Origin of the sequence: Aeromonas sp. 603607, assembly GCF_049171595.1 — a bacterium.
Taxonomy (GTDB): Bacteria; Pseudomonadota; Gammaproteobacteria; order Enterobacterales; family Aeromonadaceae; genus Aeromonas; species Aeromonas veronii.
Map to the genome: position 1 here is coordinate 133998 of NZ_JAAKOV010000011.1, position 14953 is coordinate 148950.

General features: G+C 60.2%; 16 protein-coding genes. 10 read left to right on the top strand and 6 right to left on the bottom strand.

The window, feature by feature from the left end; all coding sequences use genetic code 11:
* The first annotated feature begins 21 nt into the window (after positions 1–21).
* Positions 22–672, top strand: a complete 651-nt coding sequence (locus G5315_RS12205; protein WP_421172437.1) for a Qnr family pentapeptide repeat protein — start codon at positions 22–24, stop codon at positions 670–672.
* Positions 673–805: 133 nt separating this feature from the next.
* Here G5315_RS12205 and envC read toward each other — a convergent pair whose 3' ends face one another.
* Together envC and gpmM are read right to left on the bottom strand one after the other, a co-directional pair.
* Positions 806–2158 carry a murein hydrolase activator EnvC gene (envC, locus tag G5315_RS12210; RefSeq protein ID WP_421333112.1) on the bottom strand — a complete coding sequence of 451 codons (1353 nt, stop codon included), beginning with the start codon at positions 2156–2158 and terminating at the stop codon, positions 806–808.
* Between the two features lie 9 nt (positions 2159–2167).
* Positions 2168–3697, bottom strand: a complete 1530-nt coding sequence (gene gpmM / locus G5315_RS12215; RefSeq protein ID WP_005356867.1) for a 2,3-bisphosphoglycerate-independent phosphoglycerate mutase — start codon at positions 3695–3697, stop codon at positions 2168–2170.
* 246 nt (positions 3698–3943) lie between these two features.
* Between gpmM and G5315_RS12220 the strand changes: the two genes are divergently transcribed.
* Genes G5315_RS12220 through gpsA form a run of 3 tightly spaced genes read left to right on the top strand, consistent with a single transcriptional unit; the run spans position 3944 to position 5903 of the window.
* A complete protein-coding gene (locus G5315_RS12220) occupies positions 3944–4375 on the top strand; it encodes a rhodanese-like domain-containing protein (RefSeq protein WP_139473071.1) in 432 nt (143 codons plus the stop codon).
* A gap of 50 nt (positions 4376–4425) precedes the next feature.
* A complete protein-coding gene (gene secB / locus G5315_RS12225) occupies positions 4426–4896 on the top strand; it encodes a protein-export chaperone SecB (protein WP_042054222.1) in 471 nt (156 codons plus the stop codon).
* 2 nt (positions 4897–4898) lie between these two features.
* Positions 4899–5903, top strand: a complete 1005-nt coding sequence (gpsA, locus tag G5315_RS12230) for an NAD(P)H-dependent glycerol-3-phosphate dehydrogenase (RefSeq protein WP_005356865.1) — start codon at positions 4899–4901, stop codon at positions 5901–5903.
* A 69-nt stretch (positions 5904–5972) separates the two neighbouring features.
* On the opposite strand, the gene nfuA is transcribed toward gpsA, so the two are convergent.
* Together nfuA and G5315_RS12240 are read right to left on the bottom strand one after the other, a co-directional pair.
* A complete protein-coding gene (gene nfuA / locus G5315_RS12235) occupies positions 5973–6551 on the bottom strand; it encodes a Fe-S biogenesis protein NfuA (RefSeq protein WP_005340636.1) in 579 nt (192 codons plus the stop codon).
* A gap of 80 nt (positions 6552–6631) precedes the next feature.
* Positions 6632–7360 (bottom strand): ComF family protein, encoded by a 729-nt coding sequence (locus G5315_RS12240; RefSeq protein ID WP_421333113.1) that lies wholly within the window; start codon positions 7358–7360, stop codon positions 6632–6634.
* Between the two features lie 38 nt (positions 7361–7398).
* Between G5315_RS12240 and bioH the strand changes: the two genes are divergently transcribed.
* The 4 genes from bioH to G5315_RS12260 all read left to right on the top strand — a co-directional run bounded on the left by bioH (position 7399) and on the right by G5315_RS12260 (position 9601).
* Positions 7399–8163: a pimeloyl-ACP methyl ester esterase BioH gene (gene bioH / locus G5315_RS12245; protein ID WP_421333114.1), complete on the top strand. Its 765-nt coding sequence runs from the start codon at positions 7399–7401 to the stop codon at positions 8161–8163.
* A gap of 71 nt (positions 8164–8234) precedes the next feature.
* Positions 8235–8468, top strand: a complete 234-nt coding sequence (locus tag G5315_RS12250) for a flagellar basal body rod C-terminal domain-containing protein (RefSeq protein WP_005342675.1) — start codon at positions 8235–8237, stop codon at positions 8466–8468.
* A 1-nt stretch (position 8469) separates the two neighbouring features.
* Positions 8470–9237 carry a putative metalloprotease CJM1_0395 family protein gene (locus G5315_RS12255; protein ID WP_421333115.1) on the top strand — a complete coding sequence of 256 codons (768 nt, stop codon included), beginning with the start codon at positions 8470–8472 and terminating at the stop codon, positions 9235–9237.
* A gap of 85 nt (positions 9238–9322) precedes the next feature.
* Entirely contained in the window at positions 9323–9601 is a 279-nt protein-coding gene (locus G5315_RS12260) for a hypothetical protein (RefSeq protein ID WP_005340630.1), read from the top strand.
* A 70-nt stretch (positions 9602–9671) separates the two neighbouring features.
* Here G5315_RS12260 and G5315_RS12265 read toward each other — a convergent pair whose 3' ends face one another.
* Both G5315_RS12265 and greB read right to left on the bottom strand, forming a co-directional pair.
* Positions 9672–11981: a Tex family protein gene (locus G5315_RS12265; protein ID WP_421333116.1), complete on the bottom strand. Its 2310-nt coding sequence runs from the start codon at positions 11979–11981 to the stop codon at positions 9672–9674.
* Positions 11982–12182: 201 nt separating this feature from the next.
* A complete protein-coding gene (gene greB / locus G5315_RS12270; protein WP_005355349.1) occupies positions 12183–12656 on the bottom strand; it encodes a transcription elongation factor GreB in 474 nt (157 codons plus the stop codon).
* A 247-nt stretch (positions 12657–12903) separates the two neighbouring features.
* Here greB and ompR point away from each other — a divergent pair, with 247 nt between their 5' ends.
* Positions 12904–13626 (top strand): two-component system response regulator OmpR, encoded by a 723-nt coding sequence (gene ompR / locus G5315_RS12275; RefSeq protein ID WP_005340625.1) that lies wholly within the window; start codon positions 12904–12906, stop codon positions 13624–13626.
* The gene (gene envZ / locus G5315_RS12280) at positions 13623–14933 is read left to right on the top strand and encodes a two-component system sensor histidine kinase EnvZ (RefSeq protein WP_100644841.1); all 1311 of its coding nucleotides are present in this window, start codon (positions 13623–13625) and stop codon (positions 14931–14933) included. The genes ompR and envZ overlap by 4 nt, the downstream gene beginning before the upstream one ends.
* Positions 14934–14953 lie beyond the last annotated feature (20 nt).

The window sequence follows — 14953 nt, forward strand, 5'->3', positions numbered from 1 at the left end:
CGTTTTTGCAGGAGTTTTCCGATGATCAGAGGCAAGCAGTTAGTGGATGTCCGGTTCGAGCAACAGGATGTGGAGGGGGAGCAGTTCTCGGAGTGCCGCTTTATCGGATGCAACTTCTCCTGGCTGGATTTGAGCGATAGCCGCTTCATTGACTGCAGCTTCTACGATCGGGAGAGTGAACGGGGCTGCCTGTTGCAGGGTTGCGATCTGCGCGAGGCCAGCTTTCTACGCTGCGATCTCACCATGGCCGATTGCAGCCGCAGCCAGTGTCTGGGGTTGGAGATGCGCGACTGTCAGGCGGTCGGTATCAACTTCAGCCATGCCAGCTTCGCCAACCAGATCACCGCCAAAAGCTACTTCTGCGAGGCCCATCTGACCGGCAACAACTTCAGCTACGCCAGCTTCGAGGGCTGCCTGCTGGAGAAGTGCGAGCTGACCGGCAACCGTTGGCAGGGGGCCAACCTGTTTGGTGCCTCGCTGGCGGGTTCCGATCTTAGCGGCTCTGAGTTTGGCCAGATTGACTGGACCAGCTTCAAGCTGCAGGGCTGCGATCTGCGCCAGTGCGATCTGCCGGGGCTGGATCTGCGCCGGGTCGATCTGCAAGGGGTGCAGATCAACGAGGATCAGCAGCAGACCTTGCTGGAGCAGATCGGTCTGGTTGTCTTCTCCTGAGCCGAGCGAAAAATTAGGTAATTTTTCATCAAATGGGAGCGACAGCGGGTTGCTGTACTCCTGAAACGACAAAAGCCTGCGTGATGCAGGCTTTTGCTAGTGAGCGTGTGATGCGTTTGTCGGCCGGGTTGACTCAACCCTTGGCCAGCCATTTGGTCGGGTTGATGGCCTCGCCCTGATAGCGAATTTCGAAGTAGAGGCCCGGTATGTCCTGGCCACCACTGTCACCGACCAGTGCCACTGGTTCACCCTGTTCCACATTCTGGCCAACCTGACGCAGCAGCGACTGATTGTGACCGTAGAGGCTCATGTAGCCCTTACCGTGATCGATTACCAGCAGCATACCGAAGCCGTCGAGCCAGTCGGCGTAAACCACTTGTCCCGGTGCGACCGCCTTGACCTGGGTTCCTTCGCTGGCGCCGATCAGGGTGCCTTTCCACTTGAGCTGGGCGGTGCGCGGCGAGCCGTAGGCGATGAGGATCGGCCCCTGTACCGGCCAGCGCAGGCTGCCATTGGTCTTGAGCCCGCTGTAGTAACCTGCGGTCCCAATCCCAGAGCCTCGCTCCGGTTTGGTACTGGACATCTCTTCGACCGGTTCTGCCGGTTTGACGGTTTTGTTCTGCTGGGCGGCAAGTCGTTGTTGCTCGGCGCGGCGCTGCTCGGCCAGCTTGCGCTGACGCTCCTGTTCCGCTTTCAGCTTGGCCAGCCGTTCCCGTTCGGCCCGTTCGCGGCGCTCCTGCTCTTCCCGCTGGCGGCGCAGCTCCTCCAGCCGGGCTTTCAGCGCTTTCTCCGCCTTGACCAGCTTGGTGAGCTTCTGCTCGTCATCCTGTACCGACTGCTGCAACTGGTTGCGCACCTTGGCCCGGCTCTGCTGGCTGGCCAGCAGGGTCTGGTGATGCTCTTGCTGTTCGGCAAGCAGGGTTTGCAGTCTGGTCTCGGTCTCTTTGGTTGCCTGCTGGTTTTTCGCCAGCTTGTCGCGGGTGGCGCGCAGGGCGTCGATGGCCTCGATGCGGGCCTTGTTGAGGTAGTCGTAGTAGTCGAGGGAGCGGCTCAGTTTGGCCGGATCCTGCTGATTGAGCAGCAGTTTGAGGTAGTCGTGGTTGCCCGCCTGAAAGGCGCTCTCCGCCTGTTTGGCCAGCAACTGCTTCTGATGTTTGGCTTGAACTTCCAGCGCTAGCTTGTCTTTTTGCAGGGTCGCCAGCGTCTGCTGGTTCTGCTTCAACTGCTGCTTGGTCTGGTTGAGTTTGGCGGCGGCGGCCGAGATGGCCTGCTCGTCAGCCTTGAGCTGGGTATTGAGCTTGGCAAGCTCCTGCTTGCTGAGCTTGATGGTCTTCTGTTGCTCTTTGATCTGGGACTGCATGGTCCCCAGCTGCTGATTGGCGGCCAAAGCCGGTGTGCTGGCGCCAAATGACAGGCAAAAAAACAGCGCGCCGGCCAACAGGCCGACGCGACTGGTTTTGTTTGAAATAACTTCGCATCCCCGCATGGGGAAGGATTATTTCAGAATCATCAGGGGCTTGCCAGTCATTTCCGGCGGCACCGGCAGACCCATCAGGGTCAGCATGGTGGGGGCCAGATCGGACAGTTTGCCACCTTCAACTACCTCGGCTTTGCGACCGAAATAGATGAGAGGAACCGGCAGATTGGTGTGGGCGGTGTGGGCCTGACCAGTCTCTTCGTCCAGCATCTTCTCGGCGTTGCCGTGGTCGGCAGTGATCAGGCACTCGCCACCCACTTCGGCCAGCGCGTCGGTGACACGACCGATGCAGTGGTCAACGGCTTCACAAGCTTTGACGGCGGCATCGAACACACCGGTGTGACCAACCATGTCGCCATTCGGGTAGTTACAGATTATGACGTCGTACTTGCCGCTCTTGATGGCCGCAACCAGCTTGTCGGTCAGCTCTTCAGAGCTCATCTCCGGCTGCAGGTCATAGGTCGCCACTTTCGGGCTGGCCACGATCTCGCGATCTTCGCCGGTGAAGCAGGACTCTTCGCCACCGTTGAAGAAGAAGGTGACGTGAGCGTACTTCTCAGTTTCGGAGATGCGCAGCTGGGTCTTGCCCTGCTTGGCCAGCCACTCACCCAGGGTGTTGACCAGAGCGGTCGGCGGGTAGGCACAGGCAGTTTTGATGTCGGCCGCGTATTCGGTCAGCATCACGAAGTTCAGCTTCGGCTCGACTGCACGGGCGAAGCCGGTGAAGTCGGTGTCAACGAAGGCGCGGGTGATTTCACGGGCACGGTCGGCACGGAAGTTCATGAAAATCAGTGCATCACCATCTTCCATCGGTGCAGCTTCGCCGATGCGGGTGGCTTTGACGAACTCGTCGTTCTCGTCGCGGGCATAGGCGGCAGCCAGTGCTTCGGTGGCGCTCTCGGCGGTGAATTCGCCCTTGCCCTGAGTCATCAGGTCATAGGCCTGCTGCACGCGATCCCAGCGGTTGTCACGGTCCATGGCGAAGTAACGACCGATCATGGAGGCGAAACGACCCTTGCCCAGCTTGGCGAAGAGGGCGTCGAACAGCTCGATGGAGGACTGGGCGGAGCGCGGCGGAACGTCACGGCCATCCAGGAAGGCGTGCAGGTAGATCTTCTCGGCGCCACGCTTGGCCGCCATTTCGATCATGCCCATGATGTGCTCTTCGTGGCTGTGTACGCCACCTGGGGACATCAGGCCCATGATGTGAACGGCTTTGCCGTTGGTGACGGCAGCGTCAACTGCCTTGGCCAGCTCGACGTTCTGGAAGAATTCGCCGTCCTGGATGTCTTTGGAGATGCGGGTCAGCTCCTGATAGACGATGCGACCGGCACCGATGTTGACGTGACCCACTTCGGAGTTGCCCATCTGGCCATCCGGCAGACCGACGTCCAGGCCGGAGCCGGAGATCAGGGTGCTGGTGTAGTCACGGGCCAGACGATCGAGGTTGGGAGTCTTGGCGGCAGCGACGGCGTTGTGCTCTTGCTTGGTGCTGTAGCCCCAACCGTCCATGATGACCAGAACCAAAGGTTTCTTAGCTGTTGACATAAGACTATGTCCTCTCGGATTGGAAAAAATGCGGGAAATGAAACTAGCGTAATATTACTACATCTGCCGAAATAGTCACCTGATAGCCAAGGGGCGCTCCCGCGGCCCCGCAAGCCATGCCCTTCCTGCCATGCTCGCTGCCCAAAGATGATGGGAGCCTGCTCGCGCTTTGCCGCCAAGATGGCTGATCTTATCAATACCCCCATGTATACTCGGGCCCTTGTCTTGGTCCCTGGATAGTAGAAGATGCAAGAGTATTTGGATTTTGCGGCCCGTAACCCGCTGCTGACCGCAGCCTGGTTGGGCCTGGCTGGCACCCTGGTTTACACCACTGTGCGTGCCCGTTTTTCTCCGGTAAAAACCGTCAACAATCACACCGCCACCCTGCTGATCAACCGCGAGAATGCCACCGTGGTGGATATTCGCAGTCAGGAAGAGTACGCCAAGGGCCATCTGGCCGGTGCCCAGCACCTGCCGCTGACCCAGATCCAGAGCAATAATCTGGGCCCGGTTGAAAAGCATAAAGATGCCCCCATCATAGTGGTGTGCGAGTCGGGAATGACTGCGGGCGGCGCGGGCCGTCAGCTGAGCAAAGCTGGCTTCAAGCAGGTTTATGTGCTCGGCGGTGGCATGGCCCAATGGCGTGCAGAAAATCTGCCGGTAACCAAGAAACGCTGATTTAAGCAGGGCCTGAGCCCACTTATCCATATAACAAGGAATCAAACGAAATGGCTGACGAGATCAACAACCAGGAAGTACAACCGGAATTCCACATCCAGCGTGTTTACACCAAGGATGTCTCTTTCGAAGCGCCGAACACCCCGCACATCTTCCAGAAAGAGTGGCAGCCGGACGTCAAGCTGGATATGGATACCAAGACCAACATCCTAGCTGAGAGCGTGTACGAGGTTGTCCTGACCCTGACCGTGACTTGCAAACTGGAAACCGAAACTGCCTTCCTGTGCGAAGTACAGCAAGCCGGTATCTTCACCATCGGCAACCTGCCGGAGCCGCAACTGGCTCACTGCCTGGCTGCCTTCTGCCCGAACATCCTGTTCCCGTATGCCCGCGAAGCCGTGGCCAACATGGTGAGCAAGGGGTCCTTCCCGCAGCTGAACCTGGCACCGGTCAACTTCGATGCCCTGTTTGCCCAGCACATGGCGCAAGCACAGGCCCAGCAGGCGACTGCGGAAGCCTGATAATGGCTGACCAGATCGCTATCTCGGTCTTGGGGGCGGGGTCTTATGGCTCCGCCCTTGCCATTTCTCTGGCGCGCAACGGTCATCCGACCCTGCTGTGGGGTCACGACCCCGCCCATGTCGCCGAGCTGGAACAAGACCGCTGCAACAAGGCGTTTTTGCCTGATGTCCCTTTTCCTGCCGATCTGCAGCTGACTGCGGATCTGCAACGTGCGGTACAAGCTGCTCCCGTGCTGCTGCTGGTCGTGCCAAGCCATGTCTTTGGTGATGTGCTGACCCGGATCAAACCCTTCCTGCGCCCCGATACCCGTATCGCCTGGGCCACCAAGGGTCTGGAGCCGGACAGTGGCCGTCTGCTGCAGGACGTGGCCCGTGAAGTGCTGGGTGACGAGATACCGCTGGCGGTGATCTCCGGTCCCACCTTCGCCAAGGAGCTGGCTGCCGGTCTGCCGACCGCCATCTCGGTCGCCTCGACTCACGATGAGTTCGCCGACGATCTCTCCCATCTGCTGCACTGTGGCCGCTCGTTCCGGGTCTATACCAATCCGGACTTCGTCGGTCTGCAGCTGGGCGGGGCGGTGAAGAACGTCATCGCCATCGGTGCCGGTCTTTCCGATGGGCTAGGGTTTGGCGCCAATGCCAGAACCGCGCTCATCACCCGGGGTCTGGTGGAGATGCAGCGTCTGGGTGCGGCGCTGGGTGCCGATGCCAAAACCTTTATGGGGATGGCGGGGCTCGGGGATCTGGTGCTCACCTGTACCGACAACCAGTCGCGCAACCGTCGCTTCGGGCTGGCCCTCGGGGCTGGCAAGGATGTGAACACCGCCATGACCGAGATCGGTCAGGTGGTGGAGGGATATCGCAACACCAAAGAGGTGCATCTGCTGGCGGCCCGCTGCGGCGTCGAGATGCCCATCTGCGAGCAGATCTTCAAGGTGCTTTACGAGGGTAAGAACCCGAAAGAGGCGGCCATCGCCCTGCTGTCGCGAGACAAGAAGGACGAGTAATCTGCCGATTGCCCATGCAAAAGGCCCCTCCAGATGGCGGGGCCTTTTCTTTGCTGCAAGGGCTGCAAATCAGTAGTAGGAGTGGTCGCCGCGCTGGTGCTCGGTGGCGTCTTTCACACCGTTGAGCTCACCCGGGAACTTCTCCAGCAGCTGCTTCTCGATTCCCTCTTTCAGGGTGTAATCGACCATGGAGCAACCGTTGCAACCACCGCCAAACTGCAGGATGGCCAGTTTGTCTTCAGTCAGCTCGACCAGGGTGACTTTGCCACCGTGACCGGCCAGCATGGGGTTCACTTCGGACATCAACACGTACTCGATGCGCTCGATCAGCGGCGCGTCATCGGCCACTTTACGCATCTTGGCGTTCGGTGCTTTCAGGGTGAGCTGGGAGCCCATCTGATCGGTCACGAAGTCGATGGTGGCATCCACCAGGAAGGGGGCGCTCAGGGGATCAACCATGCAGTCGAAGCCACTGAAGGGCAGGTGTTGATCTTCCGGGTCCACGGCATCGGGCGGGCAATACGATACGCCACACTCGGCATTCTGGGTTCCCGGATTGACCACAAACACCCGGATATTGGTGCCATCAGGCTGTTTTTCCAGCAGTTTACGGAAATGGGCCTGGGCGGCGTCGGAAATGCTGATCATCACTATCCTCATAAACCTGAGTGTACGACTAGGGTATTCATGATAACGCGGTTATTAATGCTTGGGTAGCATGCCGATGGCTACTTGCTGTGCCGCAGGGTACGACAGATTGCCCACACTTCTACCTTTGTGATGCCGCTCTCATGGATCAAACGGCTGAGCTGACCGGCGGTGGCGCCTGTGGTCACGACGTCATCGAGCAGGGCGATATGGCGATAGTGGTGGGGACGGATCCGGAATGCCCCGCGCAGATTGCGCCGCCGCTGCCCGGCGCTCAGGGTTGTTTGCTGCGGTGTTGCCTTGATGCGCTGCAACAGGGTGTTGTCGCAGGGAATGCCGGTGAACTCGCCAAGGGCTTGTGCGATCTCCTCCGCCTGGTTGAACCCGCGCCGCCACTGCCGCCACCAGTGCAGGGGAACCGGAATGATCGCCTCCGGCGGCTCGCTGCCATCCAGATGATCGGCCAAGAGGCGTGCCAGTAGCGGCGCCAGCAGGATCTGGCCGGAATATTTAAGCCGGGGGATCAGCATGGGGTAGGGGGTTTGGTAGTCGCCAATCACCTGCAACCGCTCCCAGGGGGGAGGTCTGCGCTGGCAGCGACCACAGACCGGTATGCTCTCTTCTATATAGTCAGTCAGCGGTGCGGCGCAGAGGTGGCATCTCGGCTGTGACTGGTGCAGCGCCTGCCGACACCAGCTGCAGAGCAGGGGCTCGTTGTCACAAGGCTGATGACAGAGCAGGCAACTCCCTTGCCAGTCACCGTGGCTGCCGAGCAGCGGGCTTGCTTTAGCGAGCAGTCGCTTTAACATGCTGACCCCAAGAGCATGAACAGGGATCTTGAGTCTAGATGAGCATATCGGTAGAGCAGTTTGGCCAGGGGCACGATCTGGTGCTGTTGCACGGGTGGGGGATGAACGGTGCGGTCTGGCATGGTGTTGCCCAACAGTTGGCGTCCCACTATCGGGTTCATCTGGTGGATTTGCCCGGCTTTGGCAACAGCCCGCTGGCAGACGAGGTGGATTACAGCCTGCCCTGGCTTGCCGAGCAGGTGGCCGCCATCTTGCCGCAGAAGTGCCATCTGCTTGGCTGGTCGCTCGGCGGTCTGGTGGCAAGCCAGTTGGCGCTGGCTCATCCCGAGCGGTTGCACTCCCTGATCACGGTAGCCAGCTCTCCCTGCTTTATGGGGCGGGACGAGTGGCCCGGAATTGCCCCCAAGGTGCTTACCGGCTTCAACCAGATGCTGGCGGGGGATTTTCGCCAGACCATAGAGCGCTTTCTGGCGATCCAGGCAATGGGCAGTGAACATGCCCGGGACGATATCCGCCAGTTGCGTCACTGGCTGGCCGAGCGCCCGGCGCCCCAGTTTGCTGCACTCGAGGCCGGGCTGACGCTGTTGGCCGACATTGACCTGCGCGAACCGCTGCGGGAGCTGGATCTGCCCTGGTTGCGGATCTATGGCCGACTGGATTCATTGGTGCCCAAGGCGGCCATTCCCCTGCTGGATGATCTCTACCCTGTCAGCCGCAGCGTGACCCTTAATAAGGCCTCACACGCACCTTTTATCTCCCACCCTGACGAATTCATTGAAATCGTTCGAGATTTTGTTGGCTAAAAAACAGCCGGCAAGCTTCATTAATCCTCTGGTCTGGCGGATAATTAAGCTGTGACCAGAGGAGTAACATCATGCGTATTGATTCTGCTTTCAACAGCGGGGTACAGGGATTTCAGCGAGCCGAGCAGATTGCCGACAAGGCATCCAATCAGATCGCCCGCCTCAACACCCCCAGCGGGGATCAGGTGCAAGTGACCGATGAGCTTGTCAATCTCAAGGTGGCCGAGCAGCAGGCTGGCGCTTCAGCCAAGGTAGTGCAGACCGCCAGCGAGATGATGGGAACCCTGATCGACATCCGGGTGTGAGATGAACATCAATGTCAGTCTGCCCCCCCTTATCCCGACACAGCTGCAACCTCAGGTGGAAGCGGCGAGGACGGATAATCGCCGGGCAGAACTGATCCCGCAGGCCCGAGCGGGCCAAGCCTCCGTTGCCGAATCCGAAGTCGGCTCCCAAAAAGAGAAATCCAAAGCCGGTCAGGCCTCCAGCAATCAGACCTCCCAGAACAGCCGTGAAACCGGGCAATTAGCCCCGACGACACTGCCAGACAATCGCTTTGTCGAGGCCACCGGTGAGGATGGGCAGCGCAAGCAGCAAGATCCCAAACAGCAGGAGCAGCAACAGCGGCAAGAGCAGCAGGTTCAGGATCTTGCCGAGCGTGACAAGGAGGTGCGCACTCACGAGCAGGCGCACCAGTCTGCGGGTGGAGAGTACGCCAGCTCGCCCACCTATCAGTTTACGCAAGGGCCGGATGGCAAGCGTTATGCGACGGGTGGCGAAGTCCAGATCGATACCAGTGTCGTACCCGGTGACCCTGCCGCTACCATCGCCAAGATGCAGCAGATCCGCGCTGCAGCGCTGGCGCCCGCTGAGCCTTCCGCGCAAGATCTGGCCGTCGCGCGCAGCGCCGCCGCCAGTGAAGCCAAGGCGCGCAAAGAGCTGATGGCCGAGCAGAGCGCGAAATCGGGCGGTGTGCTGAGTGCCTATATGGACAAACGCAACAGCGTCATCGCGGGCCACTATCAACAGGCTGTCAGCCCGGCTTCTACCCAGTCCCTCAGTCTGCATATCTGAATCACCCTCGCCAAACTTTCAGCTGCTTTGCCTGTTTTGCAACTAACCTGAAGATCAGGCCCATTCCAATTTCACAGGAGCTGTCATGCATTTCGATGAAGTCAAAGCGGAAGATTTCACCACCTTCTCCCGTGTACCGCCTCCCCACCTGCAGATGGAGCAGTTTCTGATGCAGCTCGGGGGAGGGGGAACTGAAGGAACCAGTTTCAAGAAGAAAGTGATGCTGGCGGCTGGCTGGAGTCACACCGGCGTCGTCTCTTACGGCAAGTATCCGCAAGAGGCCTGCAAGGCATTCAACCGACTGCGGGAGGTGCTGGCCCAGCATGGAGAGCCCGAGAGCATTCTTGCTGCCCTGGCGCAGTGATCCTGAGCTTCGCGTGTAAAAAAGCCCCTTGCGGGGCTTTTTGCATTCAGAGGCGTTCCGGACGGTGTCGTTACTTTTTCGCTTTGGATAGTGCTGCCGCAAAGGCGTTGCCCATGGCACCACCCATAGGGGGGCTTTGCCGCGGCTCATTTCTTGGCTTGGTGTTGCCGGCACTGCTGTTGCGCGCTTCAGCCGGCTTGCGGGAAGCTTGCCCCGCTTTCTCGTCAAGGCGCATGGTGAGGCTGATCCGCTTGCGCGGGGCGTCCACTTCCAGCACCTTGACCCGCACAATGTCGCCGGCCTTGACCACCTCACGGGGATCCTTGACGAAACGGTCGGTCAGGGAGGAGATGTGCACCAGACCGTCCTGATGAACACCGATATCGACGAAGGCGCCGAAGTTGGTGACGTTGGTGACTACCCCTTCCAGTACCATCTCTGGCACCAGGTCGCTGATCTGCTCCACACCTTCCTTGAAGGTCGCGGTTTTGAACTCGGGGCGCGGGTCGCGGCCCGGCTTGTCCAGCTCGCCGATGATGTCGGTGATGGTGGGCACGCCGAATTGCTCATCGGTGTAATCGGCCGGTTTCAGGCTGCGCAGCAGGCTGCTGTTGCCGAGCAGGCTCTCCACAGTCTGCTCCAGCTTGGCGAGGATCCGCTCCACGACCGGATAGGACTCCGGGTGTACCGCCGAGCTGTCGAGGGGATTGCTGCCGCCGCGAATGCGCAGGAAGCCAGCACACTGTTCGAAGGCTTTGGGGCCGAGTCGGCTCACTTTCAGCAACTGCTGACGGCTCTTGAAAGCGCCGTGCTCATCCCGATAGGCGACGATGTTCTGGGCCAGCGTCTGGGAGAGGCCGGAAACCCGGTTGAGCAGGGCGACCGAGGCGGTGTTCACATCGACCCCGACCGCGTTCACGCAATCCTCAACCACGGCATCCAGCCGGCGGGCCAGCTGGCTCTGGCCGACGTCGTGCTGATACTGGCCGACCCCGATACTCTTGGGATCGATTTTGACCAGTTCGGCCAACGGGTCTTGCAGGCGGCGGGCGATGGAGACGGCGCCACGGATCGAGACGTCGAGATCCGGGAACTCCTGAGAGGCGAGTTCGGAGGCGGAGTAGACCGAGGCCCCCGCTTCGCTCACCACTATCTTCTGCGCCTTGGCGGCGGGGTAGCGCTCGAACAGGTCGCTCACCAGGCGGTCGGTCTCCCGCGAGGCGGTGCCGTTGCCGATGCTGATGAGCTCGACCTTGTGTTTCTGGCACAGCTCGCTCAGGGTCTTGAGGCTTTGATCAATCTGGCGTTTTGGTTCGAACGGATAGATGGTGGCGTGATCGACCAGCTTGCCGGTGGCATCCACCACGGCAACCTTGACCCCGGTGCGGATGCCCGGATCCAGCCCCATGGTGCAGCGCATGCCGGCCGGGGCCGCCATCAGCAGATCCTTGAGGTTCATGGCGAACACCTTGATTGCCTCCTCCTCTGCCGACTCGCGGATACGGCCGATCAGCTCGGTCTCCATCTGAAGCGACAACTTGATCTTCCAGGTCCAGCTCACCACCCCTTGCAGCCATTTGTCGGCCGGGCGGTTCTGCAGATTGAGATTGAGGTGGTGGGCAATGATCCCTTCGCAGGGGCTGGCACTCTCATCGTCACCGGTGACCAGAGCCAGATTGAGGATCCCTTCATTGCGGCCGCGCAGCATGGCCAGCACCCGGTGGGAGGGGGCCTTGTGCAGGGGTTCGTCGTGTTCGAAATAGTCCTTGAACTTGGCCCCTTCCTGCTCCTTGCCTGCCACCACGCGGGCGCGCAGGGTGGCATTTTGCCACAGGTAGTCGCGCAGCTTCTCCAGCAGGTCGGCCTGCTCGGCGAAGCGCTCCATCAGGATATAGCGGGCGCCGTCGAGGGCCGCCTTGCTGTCGGCAATGCCCTGTTCGGGATTGAGGAAGGTGGCAGCCGCTTGCTCGGGATCCTGCATCGGGTCGCTGAGCAGCAGGTTGGCAAGCGGCTCCAACCCGGCTTCGATCGCCATCTGCCCCTTGGTGCGGCGCTTGGGCTTGTAGGGGAGGTAGAGATCTTCCAGTCGGGTCTTGCTGTCGGCGCCGTTCAATTCGCGCATCAGATCGGGGGTCAGCTTGCCCTGCTCTTCGATGGAGCGAATGATCACCTGACGGCGGTCTTCCAGTTCACGCAGATAGCCGAGGCGGCTCTCTATAGTACGTAGTTGGCTGTCGTCCAGACCGCCGGTCACCTCTTTACGGTAACGGGCGATAAAGGGCACGGTCGAGCCTTCATCCAGCAGGCGCACTGCGGCCTGCACCTGCTCCGGGCGAGTATTGAGCTCACCGGCAATCTGTCTCTCTATGGTTTGCATCATGATGTTGTTGAGGGCCTCTGTGGTCGAGTCCGCGCCATCAGGCGCCAAGTGTGAGCACTATATGGGGTCGTGTTGCGGGATGCCACCCTGCGCCGGGGTCTGCACCCGTCAGACTGATAAGTCGCAGGGGAGAGCGCATATCTTGCCATTGCACCTGTGACTCAGGATGTGTTTGTGGCAAGCCGCTCACCAGTAGTCCGGCTATTTGGGGTAGCTGATCTCGTTGATATACCAGCAGACGTCACCAACTGGCGTACGGACGATGGCCTCATCACCGACCTCTTTCTTGAGCAGGGCGCGGGCCATGGGGGAGTCGATGGAGATGTAATCCTTGCGCTCGAAGATCTCGTCATAGCCGACGATGCGAAAGCGCTTGGTCTCGCCCTCTTCGTTTTCCACCTCGACCCAGGCACCGAAGAAGACCTTGCCCTCCTGCGCGGGGGCATAGTCGACGATCCCCAGCTCTTCGAGACATTTGCGCAGGTAACGCACCCGCCGATCGATCTCCCGCAGCCGCTTCTTGTTGTACTGGTAGTCGGCATTTTCGCTGCGATCCCCCAGACTGGCGGCCCATGCCACCTTCCTGGTGACCTCGGGGCGCTCCTGGCGCCAGAGGAAATCGAGCTCTTCTTTCAGCTTGTTGTAGCCTTCGCGGGTGATCAGCTTTGTCTTCATGGTGATGCGGACCTGGTCAAAGAGGGGGATTCATCGCTAACTGCTCGGGAATATTAGCTTTTGTCCTCTTGCTGTCGAGAGAAATTGCGCCAGCTTGGCGGGAGCCATTCAGCGGAGCTGGTCTGGAGGATGGCTTGATGGCCGTCACGCTCTGATCATGGGTAATAACCGGTAACATATTTGTGCTTTGCTCCCGCTATATCCCCCCCTAGTATTGGGGGCAGCTAAAGAATGAAGAGGCAAAGCAATGAGTCAGCAGCAATACAAGGTCCTGGTCGTGGACGATGACCTGAAATTACGTTCCCTGTTGGAACGCTATCTCACCGAGCAGGGATTCGTAGTGCGCGGCGTGGCCAATGGCGAGCAGGCCGATCGCTTGCTGACTCGTGAAAACTTCAGCCTGATGGTGCTCGACCTGATGTTGCCGGGGGAGGATGGGCTCTCCATCTGCCGCCGTCTGCGGGAAGCGGGCAACCAGATCCCGGTGCTGATGCTCACCGCCAAGGGGGATGAAGTGGATCGCATCGTCGGGCTCGAGATGGGGGCTGATGACTATCTGCCCAAGCCGTTTAACCCCCGCGAACTGCTGGCGCGGATCCGTGCCGTACTGCGCCGCCATACCGTCGAGCTGCCGGGGGCTCCCTCTGCTGCAGAAAAGGTGGTCAACTTCGGAGCTTTTCAACTCAATCTCGCGACCCGCGAGCTGAGCCGGGATGGCGAGCCGATGGCGCTCACCAGCGGTGAATTTGCGGTGCTCAAGGTGCTGGTCAGCCATCCGCGCGAGCCGCTCTCCCGCGACAAGCTGATGAATCTGGCCCGTGGCCGCGAATACACCGCCACCGAGCGCAGCATCGACGTGCAGGTCTCTCGCCTGCGCCGCCTGCTGGAACAGGATCCGGCCCAGCCCCGCTACCTGCAGACCGTTTGGGGTCTGGGGTATGTGTTCGTGCCAGATGGTGACGGTGCATGAAAAAAGTCGGCAGCATGTTTTCCCGCATGCTCTGGTTTCTGGCCGCCGTCCTGGTGGTCTATCAAGCGGTCTCCTACGTCACCTTCTACAACTATCTGCTGGCGCCGACCGTCAAGCAGATCAGTCACTTGCTGGCCAATCAGGTCAAGCTGATCTTTCCGGTCAACACCGAACAACTGGCGCTGAGTGAAGATGCCGAGGCGCTGGTCTATGTGACGACCGGTACCGACATCTATACCCAGAGCGAGGCGGTGCAGCATGGCTTCAACGATGCCAAGCCGTACCCCTATCTGGAGGAGAATATCAGCCGCGAACTGGGTGGCCCGGCCAAGGTGCGGGTCGAGATCCAGGATCACTACATCATCTGGATCCAGCCGCCGCAGGCCAGCAAAATCTGGGTGCGGATCCCGCTGACCGAGATTGAAGATGACGATATCGAACCCCTCATCATTTATCTGAGCGTGCTGCTGGTGATCACCCTGTTTGCGGCCTGGCGCTTTGCCCGGCAGCTGGTGCGCCCGCTCGAGGATCTCGAGGCTGGTGCAGTTGCTGTTGCCAGGGGCCATTTCCCCGAGGCGCTGGGGGAGCTGGGCTCAAGGGAGGTGCGGCGGCTGACCCGCACCTTCAACCATATGTCGCACTCCATCAAGAGCCTGATCGAAGAGCGTAACCTGATGATGGCGGGGGTCTCCCACGATCTGCGAACCCCGCTGACCCGTATCCGGCTGGCCACCGAGATGATGTCCTCCGGTGACGAGTACCTCAAGGAGAGCATCAACGCCGACATTGATGAGTCCAATGCCATCATCGATCAGTTCATCGACTACATCCGCCCGGACGAGGGGCAGGATTTTGAGCCTATCGACCTGACCCAGCTGGTGCATGATACCTTGCTGATCTACTCGGAGCAGGGGCTGGAGGTCGATCTGGCGCTGCCGCAAGAGGCGGTGCGGGTGGCCTGCAATCCGGTCAGTATCCGGCGGGTGTTGAACAACCTATCAAGCAACTCGCAGCGTTATGGGGCGAGCCGCTTGCATGCCGAGCTCAAGGACGATGGGCACTGGGTGCGCTTGCGCCTCTCCGATGATGGCCCCGGCATTCCGGAGCAGGACTATTCCCGGGTGCTCAAGCCTTTTACTCAGGGGAATGTGGCGCGGACCGTCGGCGGTAGTGGGCTGGGGTTGGCCATCGTGGCCAAGATAGTCGCCCAGCACCACGGCACTATCCGGTTGGGAAGCTCGGATCTCGGCGGCCTGCTGGTCGAGATGCGGCTGCCGAAACATCAGCCACAGGAGTGGATGGATTGAGAGAAGGGCGTATCCGTGGA

Bases quoted from the DNA above. Each gene is read 5' to 3' on its own strand.
- envC (WP_421333112.1), bottom strand. From the start codon at position 2,158: ATGCGGGGATGCGAAGTTATTTCAAACAAAACCAGTCGCGTCGGCCTG.
- G5315_RS12255 (WP_421333115.1), top strand. From the start codon at position 8,470: ATGAACATCAATGTCAGTCTGCCCCCCCTTATCCCGACACAGCTGCAA.
- G5315_RS12260 (WP_005340630.1), top strand. From the start codon at position 9,323: ATGCATTTCGATGAAGTCAAAGCGGAAGATTTCACCACCTTCTCCCGT.
- G5315_RS12220 (WP_139473071.1), top strand. From the start codon at position 3,944: ATGCAAGAGTATTTGGATTTTGCGGCCCGTAACCCGCTGCTGACCGCA.
- G5315_RS12205 (WP_421172437.1), top strand. From the start codon at position 22: ATGATCAGAGGCAAGCAGTTAGTGGATGTCCGGTTCGAGCAACAGGAT.
- secB (WP_042054222.1), top strand. From the start codon at position 4,426: ATGGCTGACGAGATCAACAACCAGGAAGTACAACCGGAATTCCACATC.
- G5315_RS12265 (WP_421333116.1), bottom strand. From the start codon at position 11,981: ATGATGCAAACCATAGAGAGACAGATTGCCGGTGAGCTCAATACTCGC.
- G5315_RS12240 (WP_421333113.1), bottom strand. From the start codon at position 7,360: ATGTTAAAGCGACTGCTCGCTAAAGCAAGCCCGCTGCTCGGCAGCCAC.
- G5315_RS12250 (WP_005342675.1), top strand. From the start codon at position 8,235: ATGCGTATTGATTCTGCTTTCAACAGCGGGGTACAGGGATTTCAGCGA.
- nfuA (WP_005340636.1), bottom strand. From the start codon at position 6,551: ATGATCAGCATTTCCGACGCCGCCCAGGCCCATTTCCGTAAACTGCTG.
- gpmM (WP_005356867.1), bottom strand. From the start codon at position 3,697: ATGTCAACAGCTAAGAAACCTTTGGTTCTGGTCATCATGGACGGTTGG.
- ompR (WP_005340625.1), top strand. From the start codon at position 12,904: ATGAGTCAGCAGCAATACAAGGTCCTGGTCGTGGACGATGACCTGAAA.
- greB (WP_005355349.1), bottom strand. From the start codon at position 12,656: ATGAAGACAAAGCTGATCACCCGCGAAGGCTACAACAAGCTGAAAGAA.
- gpsA (WP_005356865.1), top strand. From the start codon at position 4,899: ATGGCTGACCAGATCGCTATCTCGGTCTTGGGGGCGGGGTCTTATGGC.
- envZ (WP_100644841.1), top strand. From the start codon at position 13,623: ATGAAAAAAGTCGGCAGCATGTTTTCCCGCATGCTCTGGTTTCTGGCC.
- bioH (WP_421333114.1), top strand. From the start codon at position 7,399: ATGAGCATATCGGTAGAGCAGTTTGGCCAGGGGCACGATCTGGTGCTG.